The organism is Mycobacterium mantenii (assembly GCF_001667865.1).
GTDB classification, from domain to species: Bacteria; Actinomycetota; Actinomycetes; order Mycobacteriales; family Mycobacteriaceae; genus Mycobacterium; species Mycobacterium mantenii_A.
This window is the reverse complement of the sequence record NZ_LZJP01000029.1, coordinates 120,117-135,956: the sequence shown is the minus strand read 5'-3', so window position 1 is coordinate 135,956 and position 15,840 is coordinate 120,117. Positions and strand designations below refer to the sequence as shown.

General features: G+C 65.6%; 14 protein-coding genes and 1 pseudogene. 6 read left to right on the top strand and 9 right to left on the bottom strand.

From position 1 onward, the window contains the following. Nucleotides 1–22: 22 nt before the first annotated feature. The 5 genes from A5688_RS04725 to A5688_RS04705 are packed head-to-tail and all read left to right on the top strand — an operon-like array spanning nucleotide 23 to nucleotide 3,826. The gene (locus A5688_RS04725) at nucleotides 23–766 is read left to right on the top strand and encodes an SDR family NAD(P)-dependent oxidoreductase (protein WP_067827284.1); all 744 of its coding nucleotides are present in this window, start codon (nucleotides 23–25) and stop codon (nucleotides 764–766) included. 13 nt (nucleotides 767–779) lie between these two features. Further along, the gene (locus tag A5688_RS04720; protein ID WP_067827255.1) at nucleotides 780–2,042 is read left to right on the top strand and encodes an aromatic ring-hydroxylating oxygenase subunit alpha; all 1,263 of its coding nucleotides are present in this window, start codon (nucleotides 780–782) and stop codon (nucleotides 2,040–2,042) included. After that, complete coding sequence (locus tag A5688_RS04715; RefSeq protein WP_067827258.1) at nucleotides 2,039–2,377, top strand: hypothetical protein; 339 nt, start codon at nucleotides 2,039–2,041, stop codon at nucleotides 2,375–2,377. The genes A5688_RS04720 and A5688_RS04715 overlap by 4 nt, the downstream gene beginning before the upstream one ends. A 53-nt stretch (nucleotides 2,378–2,430) precedes the next feature. Beyond that, on the top strand, nucleotides 2,431–3,276 hold the full coding sequence (locus tag A5688_RS04710; protein WP_067827261.1) for a TauD/TfdA dioxygenase family protein: 846 nt from the start codon (nucleotides 2,431–2,433) through the stop codon (nucleotides 3,274–3,276). A gap of 1 nt (nucleotide 3,277) precedes the next feature. After that, a complete protein-coding gene (locus tag A5688_RS04705) occupies nucleotides 3,278–3,826 on the top strand; it encodes a carboxymuconolactone decarboxylase family protein (protein ID WP_067827264.1) in 549 nt (182 codons plus the stop codon). A gap of 152 nt (nucleotides 3,827–3,978) precedes the next feature. On the opposite strand, the gene A5688_RS04700 is transcribed toward A5688_RS04705, so the two are convergent. Beyond that, a complete protein-coding gene (locus A5688_RS04700; protein WP_067827267.1) occupies nucleotides 3,979–4,170 on the bottom strand; it encodes a ferredoxin in 192 nt (63 codons plus the stop codon). A 125-nt stretch (nucleotides 4,171–4,295) separates the two neighbouring features. Here A5688_RS04700 and eno point away from each other — a divergent pair, with 125 nt between their 5' ends. After that, entirely contained in the window at nucleotides 4,296–5,579 is a 1,284-nt protein-coding gene (gene eno / locus A5688_RS04695; protein ID WP_067827269.1) for a phosphopyruvate hydratase, read from the top strand. A 12-nt stretch (nucleotides 5,580–5,591) separates the two neighbouring features. On the opposite strand, the gene A5688_RS28400 is transcribed toward eno, so the two are convergent. From A5688_RS28400 to A5688_RS04655, 8 genes and pseudogenes are all read right to left on the bottom strand, one after another. Beyond that, complete coding sequence (locus A5688_RS28400; RefSeq protein WP_068268066.1) at nucleotides 5,592–8,474, bottom strand: ATP-binding cassette domain-containing protein; 2,883 nt, start codon at nucleotides 8,472–8,474, stop codon at nucleotides 5,592–5,594. 46 nt (nucleotides 8,475–8,520) lie between these two features. After that, a pseudogene (locus tag A5688_RS04685) lies at nucleotides 8,521–9,347 on the bottom strand (mycofactocin-coupled SDR family oxidoreductase). Continuing rightward, nucleotides 9,344–12,187 carry an RND family transporter gene (locus A5688_RS04680; protein WP_067914495.1) on the bottom strand — a complete coding sequence of 948 codons (2,844 nt, stop codon included), beginning with the start codon at nucleotides 12,185–12,187 and terminating at the stop codon, nucleotides 9,344–9,346. Before A5688_RS04680 ends, A5688_RS04685 begins: the two are co-directional and overlap by 4 nt. Continuing rightward, nucleotides 12,184–12,624 (bottom strand): MmpS family transport accessory protein, encoded by a 441-nt coding sequence (locus A5688_RS04675; RefSeq protein WP_082951152.1) that lies wholly within the window; start codon nucleotides 12,622–12,624, stop codon nucleotides 12,184–12,186. The genes A5688_RS04680 and A5688_RS04675 overlap by 4 nt, the downstream gene beginning before the upstream one ends. A gap of 206 nt (nucleotides 12,625–12,830) precedes the next feature. Continuing rightward, entirely contained in the window at nucleotides 12,831–13,259 is a 429-nt protein-coding gene (locus tag A5688_RS04670; RefSeq protein ID WP_067914536.1) for a hypothetical protein, read from the bottom strand. Nucleotides 13,260–13,334: 75 nt separating this feature from the next. Further along, complete coding sequence (locus A5688_RS04665; protein WP_067832101.1) at nucleotides 13,335–13,520, bottom strand: hypothetical protein; 186 nt, start codon at nucleotides 13,518–13,520, stop codon at nucleotides 13,335–13,337. A 42-nt stretch (nucleotides 13,521–13,562) separates the two neighbouring features. Then, nucleotides 13,563–15,029: a hypothetical protein gene (locus tag A5688_RS04660; RefSeq protein ID WP_067914538.1), complete on the bottom strand. Its 1,467-nt coding sequence runs from the start codon at nucleotides 15,027–15,029 to the stop codon at nucleotides 13,563–13,565. A gap of 161 nt (nucleotides 15,030–15,190) precedes the next feature. Continuing rightward, a complete protein-coding gene (locus tag A5688_RS04655; protein ID WP_131812166.1) occupies nucleotides 15,191–15,769 on the bottom strand; it encodes a hypothetical protein in 579 nt (192 codons plus the stop codon). Nucleotides 15,770–15,840: the final 71 nt, after the last annotated feature.

The window sequence follows — 15,840 nt, the reverse complement described above, 5'->3', positions numbered from 1 at the left end:
GGTCGAGGGTGGAGCGGAGTCGATGACCAGGGTGGCGGTGGTGACCGGCGGTGCCTCCGGCATGGGCGAGGCGACCTGCCATGAACTGGGCCGGCGCGGACTCAAAGTCGCCGTCCTCGACGTCAATGAGCATGCCGCACAACGCGTCACCGACGACCTGCGCGCCAGCGGCGTGACCGCGCTCGGGGTGGGTGCCGACGTCACCGATCGGCCCGGCGTCGAGCAGGCCTTCGCGAAGGTGCGCAGCGAGCTGGGCCCGGTGACGGTCTTGGTGACCAGCGCAGGCATGTTCGACTTTTCGCCCTTCGAGGAGATCACCACCGAAACCTGGTCGCGGATCATCGATGTCAATCTCACCGGCACCTTTCACTGTTGCCAGGTGGCGCTGCCGGACATGGTGGACGCGCACTGGGGGAGGATCGTGATGATCTCGTCATCGAGCGCCCAGCGCGGCTCCCCGTTCGCCGCCCACTATGCGGCGTCCAAAGGGGGGGTGATCACCCTGACCAAGTCGCTGGCCCGGGAGTACGCCGCGCACGGGATCACGGTGAACAATATTCCGCCCTCGGGTATCGAGACTCCGATGCAGCATCAGGGCCAGGCTGCCGGGTACCTGCCGTCCAACGAGCAGATCGCCAGCAGTATCCCGTTGGGCTATTTGGGCACCGGGGCCGATATCGCTGCGGCCGTGGGGTTTTTATGTTCGGAAGAAGCAAGGTACATCACCGGGCAGGTCTTGGGCGTCAACGGCGGAGCGGTGATGTGATAGTGAGGATTCGATGACGAGAGCAGGCAGGCCCCCGGAGGGCTCCTGGACCGAGCACTATCCCGAATTGGGAACGGGCCCCGTGTCGTTCCGGGACTCGACGTCTCGGGAGTTCTATGAACTCGAGCGTGAGGCGATTTTCAGACGGGCGTGGCTCAACGTCGCCCGGGTTGAGGAGTTTCCGCGTGTCGGCAGCTACCTGACCAAAGAGATCGAAGTCGTCGGCGTTTCGGTGATCCTGGTCAAGGGCAAGGATGAGCGCATCCGCGCGTTCTACAACGTGTGCCGTCATCGCGGAAACAAACTGGTGTGGAACGACTTTCCCGGCGAACAGACCCGCGGGACGTGCCGGCAGTTCACCTGCAAGTACCACGGCTGGCGCTACGACCTGCAGGGTGAGCTGAAATTCGTCCAGCAGGAGTCGGAGTTCTTCGACCTCGATCCCGCGCAGTATGGGCTGCGTCCGGTGCACTGCGACGTGTGGAACGGCTTCGTATTCATCAACTTCGACACCGAACCGCGCCAGAGCCTGCGCGAGTTCCTGGGCCCGATGATCACCGGGCTCGACGATTACCCGTTCGGCAAGCTGACCGAACGCTACGACTGGGTGGCCCACAACAACAGCAACTGGAAGATCTTCGCCGACGCCTTCCAGGAGTACTACCACGTGCCCTCGCTGCACTCACAGCAGGTGCCCGCCGAGGTGCGCGAGGCCAACGCCGGATTCACGTGCGGGCATTTCCAACTCGACGGCCCGCACCGGTTGGTCTCGACGGCCGGGCGGCGTCGTTGGTTGCTGCCACCGGAATACATGTATCCGATCGAGCGGGCCACCCGCAGCGGCCTGGTGGGACCGTGGCAGACGCCCGACATCGGCGAACTGCCGCCCGGGCTCAACCCCGGGGGGATCGAGCCGTGGGGCATCAGCAATTTCCAGATCTTTCCGAACCTCGAAATCCTGATCTACGGCGGGTGGTATCTGCTGTACCGGTACTGGCCCACCTCGCACAACACGCACCGATTCGAGGCGTACACCTACTTCCACCCGGCGCGCACCGTCCGGGAGCGCATCGAGCATGAAGTCGCCTCGGTGGTGTTGAAAGAGTTTGCGCTGCAAGACGCCGGGATGCTCGGCGGGACGCAGGCGGCGCTGGAATACGGCATCGTCGACGAGTTCCCCCTCAACGACCAGGAGATCCTGGTGCGCCACCTGCACAAGGTCGCCGTCGACTGGGTCGAAGCGTATCGCCGCGAACGGGATTCGGTGGGGGTGTGACCATGGATCCCATGCTGCCCAGCGCGTTCGCCGAGCTGGAGGACTACGCCCAAACCTGGTGCCTGGCAACCGAAACCGAGCGCTGGAACGCACGGGTCAACGCGTCGATGCCCGAGCTGCGAGAATTCTACGACGCATTCTTCCCCCGCCTCGAAGAGGCGATCGACTACTGCGACAAGTTTCCCCTCGACAATGTGCCCGACGACGCACTGAACCTGCTGCACATGATCTATTCGCTGATCATGGTCGCCATGGCGGTGGAGATCATGCACCAACCCGCCCCCGTCGACGCGGCCGACGCGGTGATGATCCGCACCGGCGGACCGGTGCCCTGACCTGCACGCCCGCCGCGGCGCGTCATACATCCCTTTCCTCGAAAGGAGCGACCATGGGTCTGCTCACCATCACCAAGCTCACCGAGTCCGTCGGCGCCGAAGTCGCGGGCCTCGAGCCCAGCGCACTCGCGAGCGACGATTCGGTCGGGGCCGCGGTGCTGGATGCGTTGGAAGACAACGGAGTTCTGGTCTTTCGTGGGTTGCAGCTCGACCCGACGGCCCAGGTCGGCTTCTGCCGACGCCTCGGCGAGATCGACCACTCCTCCGACGGCCACCACCCGGTGGCCGGCATCTACCCGATCACCCTGGACAAGTCCAAGAACGCGTCGGCGGCTTACCTGAAGGCCACCTTCGACTGGCACATCGACGGCTGCACACCGCTGGGTGACGAATGCCCGCAGAAGGCCACCGTGTTGTCGGCGGTCCGGGTCGCCGAATGGGGTGGCGAAACCGAATTCGCCAACTCGTACGCCGCCTACGATGCCCTGACCGACGAGGAGAAGGAGCGGTTCGGTGGCCTGCGGGTGGTGCACTCACTGGAGGCCTCCCAGCGCCGCGTCTACCCCGACCCCTCGCCGGAACAGGTGCAGCGCTGGCGATCCCGGCGGACCCACGAACACCCTCTGGTGTGGACACACCGCAGCGGCCGCAAGTCGCTGGTGCTGGGTGCCTCCGCGGATTACATCGTCGGCATGGATCTCGATGAGGGACGCGCCCTGCTGGACGAGCTTCTCGAGCGCGCCACGGTGCCCGACAAGGTCTACAGCCACAGCTGGTCGATCGGCGACACCGTCATCTGGGACAACCGCGGGGTGCTGCACCGCGCCGCCCCGTACGACCCGGACTCGCGACGCGAGATGCTGCGCACCACCGTGCTCGGCGACGAGCGGATCCAATAGCATGGCCGCCGACCATCATCCGGTGCGTCTGACACCGTTGCCCGCCGACGAGTGGGACGAGAGCGCCCGCGCGGCGCTGGCGTCGCTGATCCCGGCCGAGCGGGCGAATCCCGTTGGCGCGGGCAATGTTTTGTCGACCCTGGTGCGCCACCCCGATCTGACCGCGGCCTACCTACCGTTCAACGCCTACCTGCTCACCCGATCGACGCTGTCGCCCCGGGTGCGGGAAGTCGCGCTGCTGCGCGTGGTGCACCGCAGCAATTGCGGCTACCTGTGGTCGCATCACATCCCGATCGCGTTGCGCGCCGGTCTTACCGAGTCCGAGATCGACGACATCCGGTCCGGGCGCTGCGCCGACCCGACCGACCAGGCAGTGATCCAGGCCGTCGACGATCTCACCGGTGACAGCACGATCAGCCAGGCGACCTGGGATCGACTGGGCGAACTGTTCACGCACCGGCAATGCATGGACCTGACGTTCACGATCGGCGGCTACCTCTTGCTGGCTCTGGCGGTCAACACCTTCGGTGTCCAGGAAGAGCACGGGTAGACGCCCGCCGTATTGCCGGAGCAAGGAACCCCGTTGCCGGCGGGAGCCCCGGTGTCCGACCACTAGGTGAGTCTCGAAAGCGCTAGCGTCCGTGCTAGCGCATCCGCGAGTCACCTCATGGCCGGTACGTGGTGCCGGTGTGACCCCGCGCGCTAGTCCTCGCGGGACAGGGCAGCGCGCGGGCACTCGGCGATGGCCCGCTCGACCAGCGCCTCCTGCTCGGCGGGGACCGGATCGGCGGTGACCACCGCATAGTCGTCATCGTCAAGCCGGAAAACATCCGGCGCGATGTTCACGCAGTAGGCATTGCCTTCACAGCGATCAAGGTTCACTACCGGCCGCATGACGATCCTCCTTTGATCCCGCGCAAAGTTTTCACAATCGGGGCTTGTGTAAATCCTAGTATGCCGCTTCTCAGTGACCTTTCAGTGGCGCGGTCTTACGCTGGGCTTCTGGGTCCGGGAGGTCGATGATGAAGATCGCATCCGTCATCGCCCGCCAACTGCTGGACTGCAAAGCCCGGCCCCTGCTCGAGGTCGAAATCACCACGGATACCGGCCATGTGGGCCGCGGCGCGTCACCGACCGGCTGTTCGGTGGGTTCCCACGAGGCGTTCGTGCTGCGCGATGGGGATCGAAGCCAATACAACGGCCTGGGCGTGCATCGCGCGATCGCGGCGGTGACCGACGAGATCGCGCCCGCCCTCGTCGGCGCGGAGCTCGACGATCCGCGGTCCCTGGACCGGGTCATGATCGAACTCGACGGAACGCCGGACAAGCACCGCCTGGGCGGCAACGCGATCTATTCCACGTCGGTCGCGCTGCTGCGCGCGGCGGCCGCCGCGGCGGGCATGCCCACGTACACCTACGTCGGCGCACTGCTCGGCCTGCAACCACCGACCACCGTCCCGGTGCCCAGCTTCAACATGATCAACGGTGGTCACTACGGCGACGTCTGCCAGACGTTCAGCGAGTTCCTCGTCGTGCCGTACGCCGCGGACTCGATCGAATCCGCGGTCGAGAAGGGCGTGAGTTTGTTCGAGACGCTCGGCGAGGTGCTCGCCGAACGGCTCGGCCGCGCACCGATGCTGGCGTCGTCGTACGGATACATCGCGCCGTCGAGCGACCCGCGTGTCGTCATGGAGGTGCTGGCCGAGGCCGTCGAGCGCGCCGGCTGCGCCGACATCATGGCGTTCGCACTGGACTGTGCGTCGAGTGAGGTCTACGACAACGGCTCTGCCACATACGCATTCAACGGTGCGCGGGTGACCGCGGAGGCGCTGATCGACTACGTCCGGGGGCTCTGCGGGGAGTTTCCGATGCTGTTCGTCGAAGACCTGCTGGACGGGGATGACTGGGCCGGGTTCGCCAAAGCGGTGCAGGCGGTGAACCGTTCCATCATCCTGGGAGACGACCTGATCGTCACCAACCCCGCCCGCTTGCAGCGCGCCGTCGAGGCATCCGCGGTCGACGGCTTCATCCTGAAGCCCAACCAGGTCGGAACCATCGCCGAAGCCCTGGACTGCTTCGAATATGCCACGCGCAACGCCGTTTTGGCGATCCCGTCGGGCCGCTCGGGCGGCGTCATCGACGATGTGGTGATGGACTTGGCGGTGGGCCTGGGAGCGCCGTTTCAGAAGAACGGCGCACCGCGGTCGGGCGAGCGCATCGCGAAACTCAACTTCCTGCTGCGCGCGGCCGAACGCATCCCGGACTGTGCGCTAGCGGACGTGCCGGCACTGGCGAAGTTCTGAGCGCGTTCCCACTCAGTGGCCGGCGACCAGCGCGAGCTCGGCCGCCAAGACGGTGCCGCACACCGCCAAGGTGATCGAAAGCGCCAGCCAATCGGCCGGTTTCGGCCGAGACGGGATCGCCGAGATCTGTCCGATGCCGCCGCGGGCGGTGATCGCATCGCCCATCTCGTCGGCACGCCGCAGGGTCACGGTGATGACCGCGACGACCACGTCGATCACGTCGGCCGCTGGGCGCCGCACGCGCGCCCAGCGCGTCCGCGGCGGCGGCTTGGGCCGCAACCGGCGAGCGGCGAACAGCACCCGGAATTCGTCGATGAGCATCGGGAAGGTGCGCAGCGCGAGCGCCAATGCGACCGCCCAGTCGTCGACCGGGATCCGCAGCGGTCGCAGGAAGCGGCCCAAAGTGGCTACCGCCGGGGCGATTTGGGCGACGTTGGTGGTCCATGACACCAGGGCGCCGAGGGCGAGCAGCACCACCGACAGCGCGGTGAGGCGCAGAAAGTCCAGCAGGCCGCCGAAGCCGAGCGTCACGGTGCCCAGGTGGACCCTGGGACTCCCGCCGGCCAACGCCGCGTTGACACCGACGATCGCCAGCACGATCCACATCCAGCGCGGCAACGACGGCAGCACACCCCGGGGGATCCGCGCGAGCCGGATTCCCGCCGCCGCCAGCGCGGCCGTGAGCCCGATCGCCACCCATCCCGGGAAGAACGTCAACAGCAACGAAATGCCGAACACGACAGACAGTTTGGTTCCGGCCCACAGCTCGTGGATGGGGGAACTGCCCGGGACGGGCCGCAGCAGCACGACCGGACGCCGGCGTCCCGACGCCCGCTTCGCCGGAGCGCCGGCAGGCTCCGGATTGCCTTGCGCCGCAGCGGGTACCGGTTCCAGCGAACCGTCACGCAGGTGCAGGGTGCGCGGGCACAGGTCCGCAAGCCCGGCGAAGTCGTGCGAAATGACCACCACGGTCAGGCCGTCGTCACGGCGCCGCCGGGCCAGCAGCTGGACGAGGCCGCGCTGGCTGGCGGCGTCCAGCCCCGCGAGCGGCTCGTCGAGGATCAACACCCGCGGTGACCGCGCCAGCAGTCCGGCCAGTACCACGCGACGCATCTGGCCACCGCTGAGCTGGTCGATGCGCCGCTTCGCCAGCCCGGCATCCAGGCCGACCGCGGCCAGCGCCGCGGTCACCCGGGCGTGATCGGCGGGTGAAAACCCGCCGGCCGATGCCACTTCCAGGTCGACCCGGCTGCGCATCAATTGCAGCCGGGCGGCCTGGAATTGCAGTGCGACCGCTCCGACCTGGTCAGCGATCGGGCGCCCGTCGAGCAGGCAGGCGCCGCTCGAAGGCGCGGTCAAGCCGGCCATGATCCACGCCAGCGTCGACTTGCCGGAACCGTTGCCGCCGTGGATCAACAGCCCGTCGCCCTCGTGCACCGCGAAGCTGACATCGCGCAGCGCGGTCTGTGCCCAGGGGGTGCCGCCGGCGTATTCGTGCCCGACGCGGACGAGTTCGAGCACCGGCGCATCGGAGGCGTGGCCGGTCGCCACCGTCGGCGCCGGTGCGGTCGCGCTTCGTACCAAATCGGTGTCGACCGACGCCTCGCCGAGATTGATCGCGCGGTCGGCGTATTCGGCCTCGTCGTTGTAGTGGGTGATGTGCACCAGCGCGGTCTGGTGGCGCTCGGTCAGGCCGGACAGCACGCCGAGCAGCTTCTCCCGGCCCTGCCGGTCGACCATGCTGGTGACCTCGTCGGCGATCAGCAGGGCCGGCTCGCGCGCCAGCGCCGCGGCCACGGCCAGCCGCTGTAGTTCTCCGCCGGACAGGCTGCCGGTGTCGCGGTCGGCCAGTGCGGCCAGTCCCACCTCGCCGAGCAGCCGGGGAATGTCGGTGGTCTTGCCGGGCGGCAGTCCCCAGACCACGTCGTCGGCGACCCGCGTGCCCAGCACCTGGCTCTCGGGGTGCTGCATGATGACCGCGGTCCCGCCGAGTTCACCGAGCCCCACCGCCCCGGGACGGTCGACGGTGCCCGATGTCGGTTCGCGGCCGGCCAGGATCAGCATCAGCGTGGTTTTTCCGGAGCCGTTGGCGCCGGTGACCGCGATGTGTTCGCCGGTGCACACGTCCAGGCTGGTCGCGTGCAGCGCGTCGTGGTCGGCGTGCGGGTAGCGCAGGCGCACCTGGTCCAGTCGTACCGGGACCGGCCGGACCGGGCCGTCGCGGATCGGGGCGTCCAGCTTGTGCACATCGGGAACCCCGCGTAATCGCTCCAGCACCCGTGACAACGCCCACCAACCGACCAGCGAGGCCCCCACGATGACAAAGACGGAGTACCCGAGGGCGAGCCATTGCCAATAGTGCAGCGCCTCGGCGAAGAACGCCTTGAACTGCTGCGCCGCGGCGCGCAGCTGCGGCACCCGCGACACGACCGTCGAGGCGCCGTCCACGGTGGCGGCAGCGGTGTGAAATGCCAGTTGCCGGAACCTGGTCAGGACTGTCAGCGCGACGACCATCCCGCCGCCTGCGACGAGGGCCGCACCAAAGGACACCGCGATGACGGTGGGTGTGCCGCGGCGGTGGCGTTTGACGGTTCCGGCCAGCCCTCCGACGTAGGCGCAGAGCGCTATCGCCCAGACCCCGCTCAGGCCCACGACCAGGAAGCCGATCACGCCGGCGGCGACCGTCCCGGCGATCAGCACGCGGATCCGGTAGCGATAGGCGAGTAGCCCGGTCGGCACGCTGCCGAGCAGGCCCAGTCCGCCACCGTGTGGAAGGACGACCGCGATGATGGCGATCGCCGCACACAGCGCGCCCATCACCGATGCCTGCGCCAGCTCGCCGGGTCGCAGCGATCCAGCCCGCGTTTTCGGCTTCGCAGCGCCAGGCCCCTTCACGACACGATTATGCCCGTCGTCGGCGGGGGGCCTGTTGGCTCTCTTATCAGATCTTCAGGTAGCCCTTGTCGGCGGGAATTTGCGCCGCCGTCACGAGCGAGGACGCGTCGCTGGCCAGCCACAAACGATGTCGGAAACCAGGTTCGGATCCGCGAGTGAGTCGGTGGGTAGTGCGCCGGGGGAGAAGCTGTGAATGTAGGTCTGGTTGTCGGCGAACAGCTGCCACATCGAGGGATCGTTGCCCATCGGGGTGTCGGTGCCGTACGGGTGTACCGAGTTGACCCGGATGCCATATCCGCCGAGTTCCACCGCCAGCGAATTCGTCAGCCCGACCACGCCGAACTTACTGGCGCAGTAATGACCGCAACCCGGTACGGCCTTCACGCCGGCGGCGGAGCTGATGGTGATGATCGAGCCGCCGTTACCCGCCTGAATCATCGCGGGCACAGTGGCTTTGATGGTGTTCCAGACGCCGGTCAGGTTGGTGTCGAGGACGTCTTGCCATTGCTGAGCCGAAATCTCCCACAGCCGGCCCCAATTCAGCACGCCGGCGTTGGCGACGACGATGTCCAGGCGGCCGAACTGGGTGATGGCTTCGTCGACCACCCGCTGTTGGCCCGCGGCGTCGCGGACATCGACCTGCGCCGCCAGCATCTTGCGGCCTTCGCTTTCCACCAGGCTGGTCGTTTCAGCCAGGTCCTCCGGCGTCGACGCCGGGTAACCGTTGTTCACCGCCACCGGGCCGCACGCGTCGATGGCGACGATGTCGGCCCCGGCTCGGGCCAGCCGCACGCAATGCGAACGGCCTTGTCCGCGCGCGGCGCCGGTGACGAACGCGACCCGTCCGGCCAGGGGTGTGTCGTTGTCGCTCATGCGATCTGGGCCTTCTGGGTTGGCGGCAGCGGACGGGTACGCACCAGTGTGGGCCACCAGAACCAGGGTCCCATGATCCGCAGGATGCACGGCACTACGAACGAACGCACGATCAGTGTGTCGAGTAGCAGACCGATGCAGACGGTGGAACCCACCTGACCTACGGTTCTTAGCTGACTGCTCAGCATCGCGAGCATGGTGAACGCGAACACCAAACCCGCCGAGGTCACCACGCCACCCGTACTTCCGAGCGCGCGGATGAGGCCGGTGTGAATTCCGGCGTGCAGTTCCTCTTTGACACGCAGGATCAACAGCAGGTTGTAGTCCGAACCCACGGCCACCAGGATGATGAACGTCAGCGGAAGGATCAGCCAGTACAGGGGCAGGCCGATGAGGTGTTGCCAGACGAGTATGGACAGCCCGAACGCTCCGGCATAGGAGAACGCCACCGTGGCGGGGATGACCAAGGCGGCCATCAGACTTCGCGTCAGGAACAGCATGATCAAGAAGATCAGCACGAAGGCGGCGATCGCCACGATAAGCAGATCAGAGGCGGCGTATTGCTTGATGTCCTTGTTGGTTGCCCCCGAACCGCCGATATAAACTTTCGCGCCGGCCAGCGAGGTCTCTTTCAGCGCAGTGGTTATCGCGGTGGGGAACTGTCCGACATGCTGCACGCCATCCGGTCCGTTTGCGTCCCCCGTGTGAGTGATGATGAACCGAGCGGCCTTGCCGTCCGGGGACATCAGAAGCTTCATGCCGGTCTTGACGTCTTCGTTGTCGAAGCCCTCGTGCGGGATGTAGAAGAAGTCATCGCTGCGCGACTGGTCGAAGTCGAGCCCCACATTGATCTGGTCGAAGTATGTCTGGTCGGTCTGGGTGGTTTGCAGAGACGAGGAACCATAGGTGTTGGTTAAAAGAGCCGCCAAAGACTCCGAGTCGTCGGCCGTGAGTTTCAGTTGCTCGATGATCTGCGGGAACGCCTTATCCACCTCCACGAGAGAGACTCTCGCGAACTTGATGTCTTCGGCCAGGTGGTCGATGTGGTCGATCGTGTCAAACAACGATCTGAACGCCCAGCAGATGGGGATGTCGAAACAGTGCTTCTCCCAATAGAAGTAGCTCTTGACCGGGCGGAAGAAGTCGTCAAGGTTGGAGACTTCCTCGTTCATCTCGTTGCTGACCCGTTCCAGGTCCTCAACGGTGAGCACCGTCTGATGCAGTTCGTCGGACACCTTCTGAAAGAAGCCGATTTCCTTGCGCAAGACCTCGACAGTGTGTGTCGTGATCTGTGCCTGCTGGCTGGTATTGGCGTTTTGCTGCTGGTTGAACGGCAGCTGTTGACCGTTGCCGCTGCCTTGTGTGGTGAACAAGTAGGGAATCGTGGCGTGTTCCAAAGCTCGCCCCATGGGCCTGGTGATGCTTTGCACCATCGCGACGCCCGGAAGGCGTTCGAGCGCCTTGGCCGCCCGGTCTAGCGAGATGAAGTCGGCCGAGTTTCGCAGGTCGTGGTCGGACTCGATCATCACCATCTCGGAGAACAGCTTGCTCTTCGGGAAGTGCCGATCCGCCGCCGCGAAACCCTGATTGGCGAGACCCTTGATCGGCTGGTATTGACGGTCGTCATAGTTCTGCCGGTATGTCGGCACGAAGATCGCGCCGAGTAACACCGCAGCGGAGCTGGCGAACAGGATCGGCACCGGCCACCGGACCACACTCGTCCCGATCCGCCGGTACAGATGCGCCTTGGCCTTGTTTTTCGGGTCGAACAGCCCGAAGAGGCTGCCGACAGTCAAGAAGGCCGGGCCGAGCGTCAGCGCCGCCGAGATGGTGAACAGCATGGAGATAGCGACGGCCGGGCCCATGGTGTGGAAGTAGTTGAGCCGCGCGAACGTCAAGCAGTAACACGCCCCCGCGATCGTCAGCCCGGAGCCAAGAATGACCGGCACGACACTCTTGTATGCGGTGTAAAACGCCTCCTCCCTGCTTTCGCCGTCGTGTCGCGCCTCGTGATAGCGGCCGATCAAGAAGATGCCGTAATCGGTCCCAGCTCCCAGTGTCAGCGCGACGACGATGTTCACCGCGAATGACGAGAGCTCGATGTACCCGAGATGCCCGAGGGTTGCGGTAACCCCCTTCGCGACCAGCAGCTCGAACAGAACGCCGGCCAAGGGCACAAACAGGGTGACGATCGAGCGGTACACCAGCAGCAACATCCCGAGGATGAGGAAGATCGTCACGATCGTGATGTTGTTCAAGCTGTTATTCGCAATGGCCACAGTGTCTTTGGCGAGCGGGGCCGCGCCGCTGACGTACACCTTGAGCCCGGGCGGCGGCGTGTCCTTCGCGACGATGTCCCGAACGGCGGCGACGGACTCGTTGGCTTGCATTTGGCCGATATCGCCCGCGAGACGCAACAGCACGTAGGTGGCCTTGCCGTCCAGGCTCTGCGCCCCCGCCGCGGTGATCGGCTTCCCCCACAGATCGATGGCGGACTGCACATGCTTGGTGTCCCGCAACAGCCGGCGCATCAACTCGTCGTAGTACCGATGGTCTCCGTCGCTCAGCGGCCGGTTGGCTTCCAGCACGACCATGGCCAAGCTGGTCGAATTGGACTCCTGGAATTTCGCGCCGATGGCCAGCAGCGCCCGCTGCGAGGGCGCGTAGTGCGGGACCACCGGCCCGGCGAGTTCTTCTGCGACCCGCTCTACCTGCGGCATGAAGGTGTTTGTCGAAATGGCAAGAAGGGCCCAGAAGGCAATGATCGGGATCGCGAAGATGCGGACCATTCTGGGCACGAAAGGTCGCTTTACGCGGTGCTCGGCTAGATGCTCGCTCATGCGGATTTCACCAGACAAAAGACGTGCGCATCCTGATGGGTATCGGACTGTTCAGCGCGGACAACGCCATTCACCCGCAGCCGGCAGCCGACTGAACCACCATGAACCTGCGCCGAGATGCTGCCGGACACCACGGTGAGGGTGGTCGACTCCGTGTGCGACCACGGCAAAGCCGTGAGATTGACCGTATGCGGATGTCCGTTGTAGTCCACCCAGACGAGCGTCCCCCCTTGCCCGGAGCCGAACACCTCGTAGTCGATTCGTTTGATACTGAACTCCGGCGGCGCTGCCGGTTCATTGACAGTGACGACAGGCGGGGGTTCGGAGAACTGGTGCACCTTCCACATGGCCACCGCCCCCACGCCGACCGCAACGACTGCAACCAAAGGCATCCAGGCCCGGGCCAAGACGGTCCTGCCGACTGAACGGGGGCTCACGCCATCACCCTTCGGAACCCGGTCCGCACATCGTGTTGTCGCCCCCGCTCCCGCGCTCGTGCACCTGCGGATAGTAGACGGTCATGTATCCAATTGACATATGATCGTGCAAAGACTAGCGACAACGCAACCGCAACGCGACCCCGAACCGCTGCCGGTGTCCCGATCTGCCCGTGACCGCATCGGACGCCCGGTCGGGTGTCTGATCAAGACAATTTCCGCAGCCGCCTTCTCAAACGGATGCTGCGCAGAATCTGAGTCGTGAAGTTGATGGCGGCCAACATCGGGAACACCCCGAGAAATGTCCGTTCGGAGGGCGTCGCTCCGTGCAAGTGGTAAAGGCTGCCGAACACATAGAAGCATCCCGCACTGAATAGAGCAGCGGGGATGGAGAACGTCATCAAGGAGCCGCGACGGCCGACGATCTCCCTCGCATAATCCAACTCTTCCTGCGACATTGGTTCGCCTTTGCGCACTTTACGGGTAACGGCTTTGGCACTGCCTATTTCGTCGCTTATCGGAAGAGGTGTTCGGTCTCCCAGCCGTTTCACGTATACCGCGGCGAGAGCAACGAACACCAACGCCAGCGAAAGGCTAACTACTGTGAGAAAACCGAATAGACCCGACTCCAGCATTTCGGTCATGTGCTCTCCTGCCGAACCATCGAAGACTCCTCAGAACGCTACCTCAGAAGCCGTCGCGACCGGGCTTCAGTGCTTTCCGGAGTCCTGGCCCTTGATCACATCGCGGACGATCAGCCCGAGCAAGACGATCAGGCCGAGCGGGACCAGCAGCTTGAAGACGATTGACGCGTGGCTGTACAGCAAGCCGTAGGCGACCGCCCCGATCACCACCATCACGAGCAGGATGGCGCGATTGATCTTGTCTGTACTCATTGAAGGAACCTAACTTCTCGATCGGCGGGGCGTCGCAAGACGTCAAAATCCGAAGTCGCCGCCACCGCCGGAATCGGACCCACCGCCGCCGAAATCGGAGCCGCCGCCGAAATCCGATCCGCCGCCGAAATCCGAGCCGCTGGAGTCCCAGCCGCCGCCAAAGCCGACGTCACCCCCGCCGGAGTATGAGGCGTCGCCGCCGGCGAATCCGACGTCAGCGCCACCCGAATGCTCGCCGGCGAACCCCACATCGGCCGGCGGGCTGTCGTAACCGGCGCCCTGTCCGGCGTCGTAGCCGTAGCTGTTGGCGTCTGCGAAGGCGGAATCGCGGCCGGCCTCGAAGCCGCGGTCGTAGCTGCCGCCCCAGTGGTCGTCCAGCAGCGCATCCATCAGCAGCACATCGGCCAGCGCCCACGTCCAGCCCGGGCCCCAGAACGCGTACGGGTAATAGCCGGGGTAGAAGAACATTCCGTTGTGGTATCCGCCGCCGTAGTAGTACGGGTAGCCCGGCTGCGCAGTGGTGCTGTAGTTGTTGTTGTTGATCGTCACCGACTCACCGGTGTCGGGGTTCGTGGTGCGCACCGCGGCCTGCTTGCGATCACCGGTCGGCACCGAAGTCACGGCGGCGGCGTCGGGCGTGGGTTGCCGCGGGTTGAGCTTGCGGTTGGCCTTGGCGACCGTGGCGTCCACCACCCGCAGATGCGCCCTCGCCGCCCCGTAATCGCCTTTCTCATAAGCCTTTCGGGCGTCGTACAGGCTGGAGTTGGCCTTCAGCGACTCGGCACTGACGTCGGCGCTGCTATCGGTCAGCACCGCGTTGTCGAGGTCGCCGACATTCGACGTGGCCGCGATGAGCTCCTGCTTGATCTCCTCACGCGCCTCGGTAGCCTTGCGGTGCTTACGATTTCGGCGCACGGCGAACCAGAGCAGGCCGGCCATGGCCAGCGCGATGCCGAAAATGACCAGCATGACCTTCAGCCAGGCCCAGTCGTCGTGCTTTTCGTGCGCGACCGGAGAGGTGGTCACCGGTCCGCGGGAGGCCGGGTTGGCGTTCGCCAGCTTGCCGACGAAGGCGCTCGTCGCGGCGTAGGGGTCGTTGCGGTGTTCTTTCGCCGATTCGTTCATGAATTGATCGACGTTGTCCGCGATGGCCTTGGGCACGTTGTAGGCGCGCACGTGGTATCCGCCCGAGTCGATGACCAGGATGACACCGCTGAATTCGGCGTTGCGGCCCAGCATGGCGTCGTGTACGGCGTCGGCTGTGGTCACACCGCTCTGCGCGGGCGACACCGCCGCCACCCAGATCGGTGGCCCCGAACTCCACGTCCACGAGCTGGTGAGGATCTGCTGGTTCAGCTTGTCGGCGTTCTGCAGCGGCGGTCTGGCCCCCGGGTCGACCACCACATGCGTTTCGGCGTCGAACCTGTTCACCAGCTGGTCTGTGTACGTGTCGGCCGAGGCGGTGGGAACGAGCAGCATTGCCAGCGTCACGGTCAATGCAGCCAGCATCAACCTGCGGAAGCGTAGATTCACATCTCTCCTGCCACGAGTCGTCGTATCGATCCTTGCGGCGGACTGCGAAAACGTCCAATTGCGGCGCAACCGCGTGAGCGCCCACCCTAGCCAGTTTCGGGCGGATTCGCCGCGGGGCAGGGGGCATTGGTCGACCGCTAGGTCTGGGTTTGTCCGATATACCCGCGGGGGAGCACCGAGAAGTCGACGCACGCCGCGGCCAAGACGTCGCCCAGATACGGGTTGACCGGCGCGGCCAGGGTGAGCATTGCACCCGCCGACGGCGCCTTCAGGGTTGCGACGTTGTGGTTGGAGAGCAATTGAATCGCTTCGGATTCAATGTCGCTCCAACCGGTGTGAACGGTCATCAGGGTGAGGACACCGAGCGCCTCCCCGGTCGGTGACACCAGGCGATGATGCCAGGCGCTGTCGGCCTTGTGGCCGGTGTGCGGCTGGACGACCGCCAGCACCGTGCCACCACCGTCTTCCAGGCGGGCGGCGCCGTCGGCGGGGACGATCTTTCCCACCGGGGTGCCCCGGTTGGTGATGGTGGTGGTTGCGGCCACCGCGATCTTGAGTTCGTCTCCGTTGGCCGCGGTCAGGGTGTACTCGCTGTTGCCCCCGTTCTTGAAGCCGAATAGCACTGCGGCGCCGCCCTTTTGTTGGGCGCGCGCCAACTCGGCGCCCTCGGGGGTGGCGAGTTCGACGCGGAGCGCGTTGGCTGGCGACCTCGTCACGCGCGCGAGGACGACCGTTGCGTTGCCCAGTATCGGCATGGCGAGATCCTAGGCCCGGGCGTCGCGATAAT

Excerpts from the sequence above, each read along its gene's own strand:
- A5688_RS04725 (WP_067827284.1), top strand. The coding sequence starts at position 23 with ATGACCAGGGTGGCGGTGGTGACCGGCGGTGCCTCCGGCATGGGCGAG.
- A5688_RS04720 (WP_067827255.1), top strand. The coding sequence starts at position 780 with ATGACGAGAGCAGGCAGGCCCCCGGAGGGCTCCTGGACCGAGCACTAT.
- A5688_RS04710 (WP_067827261.1), top strand. The coding sequence starts at position 2,431 with ATGGGTCTGCTCACCATCACCAAGCTCACCGAGTCCGTCGGCGCCGAA.
- A5688_RS04705 (WP_067827264.1), top strand. The coding sequence starts at position 3,278 with ATGGCCGCCGACCATCATCCGGTGCGTCTGACACCGTTGCCCGCCGAC.
- A5688_RS04700 (WP_067827267.1), bottom strand. The coding sequence starts at position 4,170 with ATGCGGCCGGTAGTGAACCTTGATCGCTGTGAAGGCAATGCCTACTGC.
- eno (WP_067827269.1), top strand. The coding sequence starts at position 4,296 with ATGATGAAGATCGCATCCGTCATCGCCCGCCAACTGCTGGACTGCAAA.
- A5688_RS04680 (WP_067914495.1), bottom strand. The coding sequence starts at position 12,187 with ATGAGCGAGCATCTAGCCGAGCACCGCGTAAAGCGACCTTTCGTGCCC.
- A5688_RS04670 (WP_067914536.1), bottom strand. The coding sequence starts at position 13,259 with ATGCTGGAGTCGGGTCTATTCGGTTTTCTCACAGTAGTTAGCCTTTCG.
- A5688_RS04665 (WP_067832101.1), bottom strand. The coding sequence starts at position 13,520 with ATGAGTACAGACAAGATCAATCGCGCCATCCTGCTCGTGATGGTGGTG.
- A5688_RS04660 (WP_067914538.1), bottom strand. The coding sequence starts at position 15,029 with ATGCTGGCTGCATTGACCGTGACGCTGGCAATGCTGCTCGTTCCCACC.